This window comes from Paenarthrobacter sp. NPDC056912, assembly GCF_042786555.1.
Classification (GTDB): Bacteria; Actinomycetota; Actinomycetes; order Actinomycetales; family Micrococcaceae; genus Arthrobacter.
The window spans coordinates 39,705-53,940 of record NZ_JBHUCD010000018.1; the positions used below are offsets into that span (position 1 = coordinate 39,705).

Sequence of the window (14,236 nt, forward strand, 5' to 3'; positions counted from 1 at the left end):
CCCCGGTTCCAGCAGTCCCGATACGGCCGGTGTCCGTCAAGAGACGCCGGCTTCTTCGGCGTCTCAAGAACCCCGCCAAGAGCATCCCGCTCCGGTGACCCGGAATCTGTCATGGCTGGTCTCCAGGGCGCGGATCTGGACGCGCCGGAGCCTCATCCTAGTCCTTCGCGTTTCGCGGTTGATCTCGACCGGTGTCCGCCAGATCAAGCCGGGCTTGCGCTTCCTCTGGCGTTCATTGCTTCGGCGCTGGCGGCGGTCCTTGGAGTTCCGTACGGTGCTCACTACGCTGCTGCTGGCTGTGACGTCCTTTGCGATCGTCGGTGCGTACCTGTCCAACCAGATCGCCAACAACCTCTTCCAGGAACGTTTGGCGCAGGCGGAGTCGGAGTCGCGGTACAACGTCAAGCAAGTTCAGGACACGTTCGACGGCGCGCAGGTCACCGACCAGTCGAGCGTCATTACCCTCGTCTACGACACATTGAACGCCGTGGAGGGCCGCGGTTCAGTTATCCAGCGGCGCTACGTCTTTGAGGCGATGCCCGAACAGACCAAGCCGCGCAATCGTTGGGTTGAATCGCGTGCCTCGGACCAACTGACAGTGCGCGTGATTCCACCGGATCTGCGAAAGGCCGTCCAAGAGGGCGGAAAACAGCAATTCTGGGCTTCCACCCAATTTCCGGTCGGCAATGAGGACCGGCCCGGCATTGCCGTCGGGAACAAGGTCACTTTCAATGGAACCGTCTACGAGCTCTACCTGATCTACGACCTCAACACGGCCCAGAAAACCCTGGATGAGATCCAGAATGTCTTGTGGGCAGGAGGTGCGGCCCTGGTCCTGATGATCGGCGCCATAGCCTGGTACGTAACCCGCAATGTGGTCAGCCCTGTCAGCCATGCCGCTGTGGTTTCCGAGAAGCTCGCTGCTGGCCAGCTCCAGGAACGCATGGTGGTCAAGGGTGAGGACGAGGTAGCCAGGCTGGGCGCATCCTTCAATCACATGGCTGCCAGCCTCCAGGAACAGATCACCCAGTTGGCCACGTTGTCCCAGATGCAACAGCGCTTCGTCTCCGACGTATCCCACGAACTGCGGACGCCGCTGACCACCGTCCGCATGGCTGCTGAAGTCTTGTTCGATGCGCGCGAAGACTTCGACCCTATGAACAAGCGATCCGCGGAGCTGCTTTACCATCAGGTGGAGCGTTTCCAGTCCCTGCTTTCCGATCTCTTGGAGATTTCGCGCTTCGACGCCGGTGCTGCGGTCCTGGATGCCGAACCTCAGGACATTTTCCAAGTGGTTTCGCACGTGATGGAAGGCGCAGCACCTGTAGCTGCCGAGTACGGCTCGGAAGTTCGACTGAATGCCCGCCAGAAGAGCATCATCGTGGAAATGGATTCCCGAAGGATCGATCGGATCCTTCGCAACCTCCTTCTCAACGCGCTGGAGCACGGTGAAGGCAAGCCGATACACATATCGGTGGCAGCCAATCACGATGCCGTGGCCGTGTCCGTAAGGGACCATGGCATCGGAATGAGCCAGACCGAGGCGGCCCGGGTCTTTGACCGCTTCTGGCGAGCCGACCCCGCCCGGGCCCGAACCACGGGAGGAAGCGGTCTGGGCCTTTCCATCGCCGCCGAAGACACCAAGCTGCACAATGGCTGGCTCCAGGCATGGGGCCGCAAGGGATCCGGCTCCAATTTCCGGTTGACGCTGCCGCTCCGCCAGGGAGGAACCATTCAAAAATCCCCGCTTCAGCTTGAACCCGCGGACATCGGGCTCCCCGGGGCTGCCAGCGAGAGGCAGATGCTGGTTTTGGGCACCGGACTTGAAAGCCCCGCGCGAGCGACGGAAACCGATGTCAGAAATCCCGGGCCCACGGACCGCCATGCCGGGGAGGGATCGTGAGCACGTTGCGCCCGCATCGCACCAGGACCTTCGTGGCCATCCTGGCTGTGCTCATGTTCCTGCTCGCTTCATGCGCGCAAATTCCGCGCTCCGGTCCCGTGGGCAAGAGCAAGGATGAAAGTGCGGGCAATTCCAACTCACCGGTCTTCTTTCCGGCCGCCCCCCGCGCCGGTGCCAGTCCTGAGACAGTCATTGAGGACTTCTTCATGGCAGGCAGCGGCTACGAGGACGACTATCCGGTGGCGCGCCAATACCTGACACAAGCCCAGTCAGTCACCTGGAAGCCCGATAAGCGCGCAATCGTCTTCCGGGAGGCGCAGGTGGTCAAGACAGCCGTGGAGAATGAGTACCTCTACGAGCTTGACCTCGCGTATTCGGTGGATGCCGACGGCGTTGCAACGCAGTTTCCACCGGGAACCAAGGAGACAATTCCGCTGTCGCTGGAACAGGTTGAAGGGGAGTGGCGGATTTCCAAGGTGCCCGATGGGACGGCCATCCCTGAAGAGACTTTCAAGGTCATTTACGGGGCATTTCCCATCTACTTCTACGATCCCACCTTTACCTACGCGGTGCCAGACTTTCGGTGGTTCATCAAAAAGAAGACCGTCAAATCCATGACCAGCGCCTTGCTGGCTGGTCCGGCCCCGTACCTTCGCGGCGCTGTTGTCAGTGCGTTCCCGTCCGGAATGAAGTTGGCCAGGGAATCCGTTCCCGTGGTGTCCGGCGCAGCCCAGGTGGATCTGTCCGCCAAAGAGCTGTTCGATGCTTCCGCCGAAGACCGCCAACGCATGCAGAACCAGTTGGCGTTGACCTTCAGGAGCCAACCGGACGTCATCAACATCCAACTCCGCGCTGACCAGGACCTGGTCCGTGTCGAGGACAATGGCTCGGTATTGCCTCCGGTACTGGATAAGAGTGTCCCCGCGCGCCAAATTGCGGTCAGCAACGGCGACCTGGTGCGGTATGAGAACAACAGGGTCTCTCCGCTTCCAGACATCCAGTCAGTCGCCGGGCTCGGACCCCATTCACCCGCAGAGTCCCCGGTATCCCAGACGGCGGCCTTCCTCAACGGCGACAAAACCACGTTGTATTCGGTCGAACCGGGACAACCGGCTCGCCAGCTGACTACACGAAGTACGCTCACGGGGCCCTCGTTCAGCCCTCATGATTGGGTCTGGACCGCAGGCCCGGGCGCAAGCGGAGCAGCCGAAGTTGTGGCGTTCAAGCCCACCGGCATTGCTCCGGGCATGGCCGTTCCTACGGTCACGCTGACACCCCCATGGCTTTCCGGGCGGACAGTGAAGGACTTCAGGGTTTCCAGAGAGGGGACCAGGGCGCTGGTCATTTCCGAAGCAAACGGAAAGTCCTCCGTGCAAATTGCCGGAATTGTCCGCAACGCCGATGGCGCTCCCAAGGACCTCACCACGCCCATCACTCTTCTGAGTACGGCCTCGGCCGATCAAGGCGTCTGGGTTAATGGCTCGACCGTTGCCGTGATGTCCAGTTCTGCCACGGGGACTGTGGTTCCGGAACTGCTGACATTGGCGTCGGGTGAACCGCAGCAGCTGGCTCCTTGGGACGGGCTGACGAGCCTCAGCGCCGGAAACGGCTCCGAACAGATCTACGGCCAGTCGGTGGCAGGGATTTTCCAACGCGTCGGAAACGGCTGGGAGCTGCAGTTGAAGGGGCCTACGGAGCCAGCCTTCCCCGGTTGATTTCCACCGGGATTCCTGCCCGGTTTTCCACATAGCGCTCACAAAGCCTTTGCTGCGGTCGCGGCTCCGCGGAAGCTGTCAGCATGACAAACTCCGCCTTCGGTCCGGGAAATCCCGGGCGTCGGATCAGACGCCGTATCGATCCCGATCTCCACGGAGGAGATCCTGCCAGGCCTAGCCGTCGCGGCCCTGATCCGACGCCCGCGGGACGGTGCTTGACCGCGCTGAAGGCGGCGCTGGTGGATTTGCTGGCCCTGTTGGTTCCCGTTGAGTGCGTGTGCTGTGAAGCGGAGGACACGGTGCTGTGCCGCGGTTGCGCCAAACGCGTGCGCCAGCTCTGCAAGCAACCCTTCAGGGCCGAGCAGGAATCGCCTGCGTTGGTAGGCCACGACGACTCTGTGAAGCTGGCGGTGGTTGCCGCTGGGCCATACCGCGACGAATTGGCTCAATGCTTGCTCTCGTTCAAGCATTTTGGCCAGTGGCGCCTGGCAGGGGTTCTGGCTCCATGCCTGGGCAGGGCCGTGGAAGCTGCGCTCGGGGGTGCCGCCGGATACTGTCTGGTTCCAGTCCCTACCAGCGGCAAGGCCTTCCGCAAGCGCGGGTTCAGTCCCGTGCACCTGCTCCTGCGTTGCCTCCGACAACGCCGAATGCTGCCTCATTGCCAGACCCTCGATGCTCTGGCAAAGGCGGGGACTTCACCGGCAGGCTGGCCGAGCAACAAGACTGCCCGGGAACTCGCGGCCTGGCTTGCCAGCGCGATACCGGGTGTCAACAAGGAGGACCATCCGGGCGGTCAAAAGGGGCTCGGACGGGGTGAACGGGCGCGCCGTGTCCGGGGATCCATGAGGGTACGTCGGCGGCAGGCCAATGCGTTGAGGGGACGGCGATGCCTGATCGTTGACGATGTCCTCACCACCGGGGCAACGCTTGCAGAGGCGGCCCGGGCTGTGACGGCTGCCGGGGGAGTCGTCTGCGGCGCCGTAGTGCTTGCGGCCACGAGGCCACCAGCCTACGCCTCGAATCCTGCCGCGGGCGACCCCCGTTAAGTTGGTACGTCGCAATCAAAAAATAAGTGGCTAAAGGATGAATAACTCGTGGCGATGAACTAACGTCGGTTGTGGGTACCAAGAACAGATGTACCTGTCGATAGCGGCTCGGAAAGGGGCTCGACTGTCCGTCAGACCAGCCCCTAACAGCGTCGTTGTCGTGTCACCTGAGTTATTTGGAGGGCACCATGGAGTTCATGATCAGCGGACGAAATCTCACAGTTTCTGACCGCTTTCGCGAATACGCCGGCGAGAAAATCTCAAAGATTGAATCGCTGGGGGATAAGGTCCAGCGAGTCGACGCCAAGGTTTCCAAGGAAACCAATCCCAGGCAGACGCCGGGCCAGCTCACCGTTGAAGTGACAGTCCTGGGCCGCGGTCCTGTTATCCGTGCCGAGGCCACAGCCGCTGACAAATTTGCTGCCTTCGATCTCGCGTACAACAAGCTGCTTGAGAGGCTTCGTCGCGCCAAGGACAGGAAAAAGGTGCACCACGGCCGGCACACGCCGAAAGCCGTGCGGGAAGCAACCGCAACCCTGGAGCCGGCCAGCGCCACCGAGCCGATTTACGTTGAGGCCAGCAATAACCAAGAACCCGCGCCGCAGGCAGACGAACGTTCGCCCTACGAGATCGAAAACGATATCCCGGCAGGCGATTCACCCGTTTTGATCCGTCGGAAGGTTTTCCCGGCGGCATCCCTGACACTCGATGACGCCGTGGACAACATGGAACTCGTAGGTCACAGCTTCTACCTGTTCCTGGATAAGGAGACCAACGCACCCTCGGTTGTCTACAGGCGCAGTGGTTGGACGTACGGTGTGATCACCCTTGATTCGGACTGCGAGCCCGGCGAGGACGCCGTGGAAGAGAAGATACACGCCTACCGATCCGATGATCAGGCTGCAACGGCCAAGTAAAGACCATATTCACCGTATGAAAGGACTTCAATGACCGCTTCGCTGAGCCTGTCCCAGGCCCGGCGGATCGCATTGGCAGCCCAAGGATTGGCAAAGGTTCGGTCCACTGCTCCCGTGACACCACGGGCGGTGGGCCGAACCTTTGCCCAACTCCAGCTTGTCCAGATCGATTCCGTGAACGTGCTCGCTCGAAGTCATTTCCTTCCTTTCTTTTCCCGGCTGGGAAACTACGATCCCGAGATCCTTCGAACCATGGCCGGCAGGAAGCCGCGCAAAATGATGGAGTACTGGGCTCACGAGGCGAGCTTTATCCGGCCGGAACACTTCCAAGATCTGATCCAGTGGCAAAAGCGGGCCTGGGTGGGTGCGCATCGCATGGAACCTTCAATCCGGCTGGACATGGAGGAGCGCATCCTGGCGGCCCTGGCGGCCGGGCGCCCCATGACGGCCTCGGAGCTCACGGCGAAGTTGGGACACGATGAGGATTCCGAGCGGGACAACTGGGGCTGGAACTGGAACATCGTCAAACGTGTGCTTGAGCATCTCTTCGAAGAAGGACGGGTGTCCGCCGCGACAAGGACGCCCCAATTCGAGCGCAAGTACACACTGACTTCACGAGTCGTTCCGCTGTTGCCGGCTTCTTCCGAAGATCCGGAAGCCTCGCTGGATCGGCTAGTTGAGGCAGCAGCCCAGGCCCACGGCATTGGGACGGTACGATGCTTTTCCGACTACTTCAGGACCCCCGTAAAAGCGGGGGCGGAGTCCGTCCAGCGGCTGGTACATGCCGGCAGGCTTGAACCGGTTTCCGTCACCGGGTGGGATCGGGCAACGTACAAGCACGTGGACGCCAAGCTGCCCCGCAGGGCCGAAGGCCGTGCGCAGCTGAGCCCTTTCGATTCCCTGGTCTTCGAGCGCCGGCGCTTGGAGGAACTGTTTGGATTCCACTACAGGATCGAAATCTACACGCCTGCAGAGAAGCGCAGATATGGCTACTACGTTCTGCCGTTCCTGCTCAGGGAAGCCATGGTCGCCAGGGTGGATTTGAAAGCAGACAGAGCCGCCGGACGGCTCTTGGTGCGCTCGACGTATGGCGAGATTGGCGCTCCGGCAGATACCGCCGTCGAACTTGCAGCAGAACTTGAGCTCATGGCCGAGTGGCTTGGTCTGCCGGAAATAGTCGTGTGGCCGGTGGGGGATCTCGCCGCGACGCTCAGCGACGCAGTAGCTGCCATCGGTATGAGCCCCGGTGAGTCGCGCAGTCCGCTCAGAGGGAAACCCGGCAACGTGGTCTTGGTCTCTCCCGTAGACTGAAACAGCCAGAATTCGGCAGCATGAGACTGGGAGCAATTTCACGTGGCATCACTAATCGAAAAACTTCTCCGCACGGGTGACAAAAAGACACTCAAGCAACTGCGGAACTATGCCGATTCCATCAATGCCCTGGAAGACTCATTCAAGTCGTTCTCGGATGCCGAACTTCGCGAGGAAACGGATCGGCTGCGGTCCCGTCACCAAGACGGCGAATCCTTGGAGGCACTCCTTCCTGAAGCTTTCGCCGCAGTGCGCGAGGCCTCATCCCGTACCCTGGGCATGCGACACTTCGATGTGCAGCTCATGGGTGGCGCCGCCCTGCACTTGGGCAACATTGCGGAAATGAAAACCGGTGAAGGCAAGACACTCGTCGCCACTGCTCCGGCCTACCTCAATGCCCTCACAGGCAAGGGCGTGCACGTTGTTACAGTCAACGACTACCTTGCTGAATACCAGTCCGAGCTCATGGGACGCGTCTACCGCTTCCTGGGACTCACCAGCGGTTGCATCCTGTCCAACCAGGATCCCGCGGTACGCCGTGAGCAGTACGCCGCGGACATCACTTATGGAACCAACAACGAGTTCGGGTTCGACTACCTGCGCGACAACATGGCCTGGGACGCCAGCGAGCTGGTCCAGCGCGGGCACAACTTCGCCGTCGTGGATGAGGTCGACTCCATCCTGATTGATGAGGCTCGCACCCCGCTGATCATTTCCGGCCCGGCACAGGGAGACACCAACCGCTGGTACAGCGAATTCTCCAAGGTCGTCCTCCGCCTTCAGCCCGATGTCGACTATGAAGTCGACGAAAAGAAGCGAACCGTAGGTGTTCTGGAGGCCGGTATTGAGAAGGTAGAGGACTACCTTGGAATTCAAAACCTCTACGAATCCGCTAATACCCCTCTGATTGGATTCCTCAACAACGCCATTAAGGCCAAGGAACTTTTCAAGCGAGACAAGGACTACGTCATCCTGGATGGCGAGGTCCTGATTGTTGACGAGCACACGGGCCGTATCCTGGCCGGGCGACGCTACAACGAAGGCATGCACCAGGCCATCGAGGCCAAGGAAAATGTGGAGATCAAGGCTGAGAACCAGACCTTGGCTACAGTAACCCTGCAGAATTACTTCCGCATGTACTCGAAGCTTTCCGGCATGACCGGTACGGCAGAGACTGAAGCGGCTGAATTCATGAGCACCTACAAGCTCGGTGTGGTTCCTATCCCCACCAACCGCGACATGCAGCGCATTGACCAATCGGACCTCGTCTACAAGAACGAGGTTGTGAAATTCGATGCCGTGGTCAAGGACATTGCCGAACGCCACGAGAATGGCCAACCTGTCCTGGTCGGTACCACCAGCGTTGAGAAGAGCGAGTACCTCTCCAAGCTGCTGGCGAAGGAAGGTATCCGGCACGAAGTTCTGAACGCCAAGAACCACGCCCGGGAAGCATCGATCGTGGCACAGGCCGGCCGAAAGGGTGCCGTCACCGTGGCGACCAACATGGCAGGCCGCGGTACCGACATCATGCTGGGCGGTAACGCGGAATTCACGGCCATTGCAGAGCTGGCCAAGCGCGGGCTGGATCCCGAGGAAAATTCGGAAGAGTACGAGGCCGCGTGGCCGGAAGCGCTCTCGGCAGCCAAGCAGGCCGTCAAGGACGAACACGAAGAAGTTCTGGACCTTGGGGGGCTCTATGTCCTGGGCACCGAGCGACACGAATCCCGCCGCATCGACAATCAGCTGCGTGGCCGCTCCGGTCGTCAGGGCGACCCCGGCGAATCCCGCTTCTATCTTTCCCTGACGGATGACCTTATGAGGTTGTTCAACTCGGGTGCGGCAGAACGGTTGATGAATAGCTCGGTACCGGACGACGTCGCACTTGAATCAAAGCTGGTCTCGCGTGCCATCGCCTCGGCCCAAGGGCAGGTAGAAGGTCGAAACGCCGAGCAGCGCAAAAACGTCCTGAAGTATGACGATGTCCTTAACCGCCAGCGTGAAGCCATCTATGGTGACCGTCGTCGGATCCTTGAAGGCGATGACCTTCATGAGAAGGTCCAGTTCTTCCTGGAAGACACCATCACTGCGCTCATTGAGGCCGCTACGGCCGAGGGCACGGGCGACGACTGGGACTTCAACCAGCTCTGGACCAACTTGAAGACGCTGTACCCGGCCACCATCACAGCCCAGGAAATCATCGACGAGGCCGGAGGCAAGTCCCACGTCACCGCCGACTTCCTCAAGGACGAAATCCTTTCGGATGCCAGGCTCGTTTACCAAGCCCGCGAAGAGACCATCGGCGCTGAGAGCATGCGTGAGCTGGAACGCCGTGTTGTGCTGTCGGTTCTTGGTCGCAAGTGGCAGGAACACCTCTACGAGATGGACTACCTCAAAGAAGGAATCGGTCTTCGCGCCATGGCGCAGCGCGATCCGCTGGTGGAATACCAGCGCGAAGGCTTCGTAATGTTCCAGAGCATGATGGAAGCCATCCGCGAGGAAAGCATTGGGTTCTTGTACAACCTCGAGGTTGAAGTGACCCCGGCTGAAGACGTGGTCGTCGCAGACGACACCGCCGCCGGGACACACACCGAACACCACGATCCCCAAATCCGGGCCGCCGGACTGCAGGCGCCTGAGAAACCTGCACAGCTGCAGTACACCGCACCCGGCGAGGACGGAGCAACGCAGACACGCATTGAGGGCCGGGCTTCGGGCCGGTCGGGGAACCCGGCCAAAGCAGCCGGCCAGGAGCCACGCAAAACAGCGAAGAAAAAGCGTCGCTGAACCGAACTTCGTATGAACCGCTTTTTCGCGAAATGGGAGAACCCCGGACAGCCGTCCGGGGTTCTCCCATTTTTCGGCCAGGCACCTACGCCAGGAAACCACAGTCCAAAGACATCAACCGATTTCCAACGCCGTTACCCGCCAGATTCCGTCGCATCGCTCCAGCCTCATGGCGATTGCGCGGGATCGTCTCTCTTCAGAGACAACGATGCTTGCTTCACAGATGGATTCGGAGATGGAACAGGCACGAACGGAACGGACCATGGGACTCCGGTGCGGCTGCAAGAGCCCTCGGGTTCTGGCCGCATGCTCACGCGTGAGGGCAACGCGGTGTTGGAGTGCCAAGTAGCATTGCGCGTCCAGTGATCTGGAAAGTTGTTGGACAGGCCGCGTTCCGGCAAGAATCTCCATGGCGGCTTGTGCGATGCTTCGGGCCACCAGCCGGACGTCGATGTCCGAACCACTCGACCCGTGGAGCGCGACTGAGCGTTTGTTCTTTTTTCGGTTGGCAGGTCGGCTCGCGGTTGCAATGGTCATGGTCATACCTCTGGAATTCACAACATGAGCTAGGCGTGGGGGACGCTCAACTCGGGTGGCTTCTTCTGGGATGACTTTGGGTTTGGATTTCCTAGGCGTGGAACCGCCCCTGAGTGGGCGGGGTCCAGTGGAGACGAAGGGCCGGAGTGGCTCGGTAGTTAGTCGGGTTGCGGCGGCCGAAGAACCTGACCCGGGAGCAGCACCGCCGGGTCGGGTCCAATCGTGGTCCGGTTGATGGCGTACCACTTGGGCCACGCGACAGCGATCTCCACGTCCGTCGCGAACGGTCCAAGCCTGGCGGCGGCAATGGACCACAGCGAATCTCCCGCCCGGACCACAGCAGGCTCTTGGTTAGGCGCCACGGACTGGCGGGGTGAGCGGGGGCTCAAAAGCCCAGGATCGACGACAGGCGGCCGTGGTTGCCAGCGCGGATCTCGCCCTTGTGGATCCGGAGTAACTGCCGGATCGACTGGGGGCGGCTGCGCTGAGGCGTTCCGCCCGGAAGCAGGTGTCCACGCAGGATGAACGGACCCAATGGTGGTCCCTGCGGTTGGCTGCCAACCCGGCTCCGGTGACGCCGCAGCAGCCTGTGCCATTGTGGTGCCGAGAAGATTCAGGCTCATGACACATGCGATGAGCCGCAGCATGAAGACCGGACTGAACTTGGAGACGGCGTTTGCCCCTGCAGTCCGACCTGCCCGACTAAGGGCTGACGCCAAGAGAGCAAGAGCAAGGGACAACGTCCACCAGATAACGATGGCAGCCCCTATGCCGCTTGTTACGAAGCCAAGCAGGTGTTCGAACGATAGGTTTTGCTGATGACTAATGGCGGATTGCCGTTGTCTCAGGAGGTCGTTGCCGACCCAGACCAGCAGGCCGCCCAGGACAAGGATGGTGGCTGCGAGGGCAGAGTCGTTCCGCATTGTTCGTGTCATCCGGAAAGTCCCCCAACTTCATTTGATGCGATTTGATGCAGTTTGATCAACTTGGAATATTCTGACCATGTTTAATGCGTTTTGTCCAATCATGACCAGTGCGCACCATGCGATTGGCCAAGTCTCTATTCTGCAGCCTAGTCTGGCCAGATGAGATGGGACTCTCTCTTCTTTGACTTGGAATCACAAATTTACGCTGAGCGCGCCCTGGCTGGGGAGTCGGAGATCTCCGAACGGGCCAGGGTCGAGTATGCCGGTGTCGAATTGACCGACCGGCTGCGCGGCGCTGCCGGGACGGAGGTGCGGCTGGTCCTCATTGACGGCAGCGCTATTCGCGGAGGGGTGGGGCACGTCGGCAGTGAGTGGCTGGTATTGGCCGAGGGTGGTCGGCAGTGGTTTGTTCCTTACGCGTCGGTAGTCAGTTACCAGGGCCTGGGGAGGCTGGCCCGGAAACCCGCGTCCCGGACGCGGCTTTCCCTGGGGATCGCCAGTGCACTGCGCGTGCTTGCGAGGGATCGAGCCGAGCTGATGGTCCATCTGGCTGTTCGGGCGGAGGGCGGCCGCACTGTCCAAGGTGTCATCGACCGGGTGGGCAGGGACTATTTTGATCTAGCGGTCATCCCGCAAGGCGAGGCGAGGCGGGCTGGCAGTGTAGCCACGGTCATGACTATTCCCTTTGCCGCCTTCATTGCCCTCTGCTCTCAGGGTTTACAGGACTATTAGGACTCCACCGTCGACGACTGGCCGGACTTGGATTTGGCCTCTTCGATCATTCGGCCGGCTTCCGCATACCGTTCCTCGATGTATTGCTCCAGCATCTTTTCTTCGATGCGCCACTGCCCGCGACCTCCCACCTGAATGGCTTTGAGTTCGCCGCTGCGGACCAGGGCATACGCCTGCGGTGAGTTGATTTGGAGTTGTTCGGCGACATCCGCCAGAGTCAGAAAACGGGGCATGGTTCCATTTTGCCACCCCTTGCTCCTATTTGGTGCACTTATCCACAGTTTGAGCCCCTTTGCGGCCATTGGCTTTGGGGCGGTGGCAGCGGCCGGTAACAATGAGTGGGCAGGTCCGCCGACCATGCCGTCATTCTTACCGGGGGAGCATGAAAATGGGAACAAATGAAACCGCTGCCGGCGCCAGATTGAAGAAGCCATCGTGGAAGGATCCGCGGCTCTTCGTGGGTATCCTGCTCGTCCTCCTGTCCGTCACAGGCGTCATCGCACTCCTCGGAACGGCTGACCGGACAACGCAGGTATATGCGGCCCGGGACGACATCGCCGTGGGGCAAGCCGTCACGAGGGAAGACCTTTCCGTCGTCAAGGTACGCCTCGATGACGTCGAGTCCGGCTACGTCACTGTTGAGAGTGGACTGGCAGAAGGAAAAGTTGCTTTGCAAAGGGTGGCGAAGAACCAATTGGTACCCAAGGAAAGCCTGGGGCAAGCGGATTCTCTCAAGCGCAAGCCTGTGGCCATCCCCATGGACGAAGGTCTGCCGGAACAGGCCGTTCCAGGGGCCTGTGTGGATGTCTGGGTTGCAATGCCTGGTTCCAAAAATGCGTTCGATGAGCCTCGATTACTGCTGCCGGGCGCGGAAATCGCCCAAGTGACCGCAGGCGCGACCACCTTGGGCGCGTCGAAAACCACTACCGTGATGGTCCTTGTGACAGATGAGCAGATGCCCAAGTTGCTTGGTGCGCAGGCCAACAAGGCAAAGGTGTCTGTGGTTTGGAACCCGACGGGACTGAGTCGATGAGCATTCCAGTAGTCACCGTCGGCTCGGCGCAGGACGCCGTGGTTGGAGGATTGGAGCGGCTCCGTGGTCCCGTCACTGTCGTTCGCCGGTGTTCAGAACTGAACGAGCTCATGGCCGTCTGCCAAAGCGGCCTCGCGATGGCGGCAATAGTTGCTGAAGGAAGTGAGGAACTCACCACCACGCTTGTCGATCGACTCGGGGCCGTAGGGGTTTCTATCGTGGCGATGACAGATGATCCCGGTGAGGCCGCCCGCCTTCGCTCCATCGGAGCTGTCCCGGCACCTCCGGGAATTGAGTCCTCAGCACTTGCCGCGAGAATCTCAGAGGCGGTTGGCCGTGAAGAGCTCCGTCGCCCGGGGCCATCCGGGCGTGACACGGGGTTCGCTGACGTGGCAGTCGAATTGCCCGTGAAGCCTGCAGCCGATGAGGGCGGCGAAATACCAGGGGCGTCCGGGCGAATCCTTGCAGTTTGGGGTCCGGCAGGTGCGCCCGGAAGGACGTTGCTCGCGGTCAACGTCGCTGCGGAGTTGGCGGCAGGCGGCCAATCCGTAATTCTCGTGGATGCCGATACTTACGGCGCGAGCGTTTCTGTCATGCTGGGCCTCCTGGACGAGTCGGCTGGCCTGGCCCAGGCCTGCCGCCTCGCTGACCAAGGCATGCTTAGTCATGATGCCTTGGTTGCCGCGGCCGCTCCTGTTTTCACCCGGGGCGGAGAGTTTCGCGTTCTCACGGGCACCACCCGGGCGGACCGCTGGACAGAGCTCAGGGCGGGGGCACTTTCGCGCGTTCTTGAAGCAGCACGGCAATTGGCTGAGGTGGTTGTGGTGGATACGGGCTTCTGCCTGGAATCAGACGAGGAACTGAGCTTTGACAGCATGGCTCCCCGTCGCAATGCTGCCACGCTTCGGAGCCTGGAAATGGCTGATGTTGTGTTCGCGGTGGGTGCGGCAGATGCCATCGGTGTTCCAAGGTTGGTGCGCGGTCTCGCTGAACTCAAGGCGGCGGTCCCTCAAGTGTTGCCACGCGTGGTGATGAACAAGGTGAAACGGTCTTCCGCAGGGCGGTCGCCCAAGCGGCAATTGGAAGATGCATGGGCCCGCTACGGCCCCGGAATGGAAATTGCCGCGTACCTTCCGGCTGACCCCGAGGCGTGCGATGCTGCATTGCTGTCCGGCTCAGTGCTGATGGAAGTGGCTCCTGCTTCACCGCTGCGGATGGCCATTGCAAACCTGGCCTGTGCACCTGGCCAGCAAAACCGCAAATCTCCTAGCCGATCCACCAGAGCCTTGCGCCTGCTTAAGCGCTAGGCTCGGCATGTGGGCTGCAGAGTCG

General features: G+C 60.9%; 12 protein-coding genes. 9 read left to right on the plus strand and 3 right to left on the minus strand.

Going from position 1 to position 14,236, the window contains the following annotated elements; genetic code table 11:
- The first annotated feature begins 94 nt into the window (after positions 1-94).
- From mtrB to secA, 6 genes are all read left to right on the plus strand, one after another.
- On the plus strand, positions 95-1,903 hold the full coding sequence (mtrB, locus tag ACFRJ9_RS18235) for an MtrAB system histidine kinase MtrB (protein ID WP_377670795.1): 1,809 nt from the start codon (positions 95-97) through the stop codon (positions 1,901-1,903).
- A 5-nt stretch (positions 1,904-1,908) separates the two neighbouring features.
- A complete protein-coding gene (locus ACFRJ9_RS18240) occupies positions 1,909-3,618 on the plus strand; it encodes an LpqB family beta-propeller domain-containing protein (RefSeq protein ID WP_377670933.1) in 1,710 nt (569 codons plus the stop codon).
- A 215-nt stretch (positions 3,619-3,833) separates the two neighbouring features.
- Entirely contained in the window at positions 3,834-4,664 is an 831-nt protein-coding gene (locus tag ACFRJ9_RS18245; RefSeq protein ID WP_377670799.1) for a ComF family protein, read from the plus strand.
- 188 nt (positions 4,665-4,852) lie between these two features.
- Positions 4,853-5,581, plus strand: a complete 729-nt coding sequence (gene hpf, locus ACFRJ9_RS18250; protein WP_377670802.1) for a ribosome hibernation-promoting factor, HPF/YfiA family — start codon at positions 4,853-4,855, stop codon at positions 5,579-5,581.
- Positions 5,582-5,611: 30 nt separating this feature from the next.
- A complete protein-coding gene (locus ACFRJ9_RS18255) occupies positions 5,612-6,892 on the plus strand; it encodes a winged helix-turn-helix domain-containing protein (RefSeq protein WP_377670804.1) in 1,281 nt (426 codons plus the stop codon).
- A gap of 42 nt (positions 6,893-6,934) precedes the next feature.
- Positions 6,935-9,676, plus strand: coding sequence for a preprotein translocase subunit SecA (secA, locus tag ACFRJ9_RS18260; protein ID WP_377670807.1), 2,742 nt, complete (start codon positions 6,935-6,937; stop codon positions 9,674-9,676).
- Between the two features lie 114 nt (positions 9,677-9,790).
- Here secA and ACFRJ9_RS18265 read toward each other — a convergent pair whose 3' ends face one another.
- Together ACFRJ9_RS18265 and ACFRJ9_RS18270 are read right to left on the minus strand one after the other, a co-directional pair.
- Positions 9,791-10,213, minus strand: coding sequence for an Rv3235 family protein (locus ACFRJ9_RS18265; protein ID WP_377670809.1), 423 nt, complete (start codon positions 10,211-10,213; stop codon positions 9,791-9,793).
- Positions 10,214-10,371: 158 nt separating this feature from the next.
- Positions 10,372-11,148 carry a LysM peptidoglycan-binding domain-containing protein gene (locus ACFRJ9_RS18270; RefSeq protein WP_377670811.1) on the minus strand — a complete coding sequence of 259 codons (777 nt, stop codon included), beginning with the start codon at positions 11,146-11,148 and terminating at the stop codon, positions 10,372-10,374.
- Between the two features lie 150 nt (positions 11,149-11,298).
- Here ACFRJ9_RS18270 and ACFRJ9_RS18275 point away from each other — a divergent pair, with 150 nt between their 5' ends.
- On the plus strand, positions 11,299-11,871 hold the full coding sequence (locus ACFRJ9_RS18275; protein WP_377670813.1) for a hypothetical protein: 573 nt from the start codon (positions 11,299-11,301) through the stop codon (positions 11,869-11,871).
- Here ACFRJ9_RS18275 and ACFRJ9_RS18280 read toward each other — a convergent pair.
- Positions 11,868-12,104 carry a helix-turn-helix domain-containing protein gene (locus ACFRJ9_RS18280; RefSeq protein WP_377670816.1) on the minus strand — a complete coding sequence of 79 codons (237 nt, stop codon included), beginning with the start codon at positions 12,102-12,104 and terminating at the stop codon, positions 11,868-11,870. The genes ACFRJ9_RS18275 and ACFRJ9_RS18280 overlap by 4 nt on opposite strands.
- Positions 12,105-12,259: 155 nt before the next feature.
- Here ACFRJ9_RS18280 and ACFRJ9_RS18285 point away from each other — a divergent pair, with 155 nt between their 5' ends.
- Positions 12,260-12,904, plus strand: a complete 645-nt coding sequence (locus ACFRJ9_RS18285; protein ID WP_377670818.1) for an SAF domain-containing protein — start codon at positions 12,260-12,262, stop codon at positions 12,902-12,904.
- Positions 12,901-14,211: a CpaE family protein gene (locus tag ACFRJ9_RS18290; protein WP_377670820.1), complete on the plus strand. Its 1,311-nt coding sequence runs from the start codon at positions 12,901-12,903 to the stop codon at positions 14,209-14,211. Before ACFRJ9_RS18285 ends, ACFRJ9_RS18290 begins: the two co-directional genes overlap by 4 nt.
- The last annotated feature ends 25 nt before the right edge of the window (positions 14,212-14,236 follow it).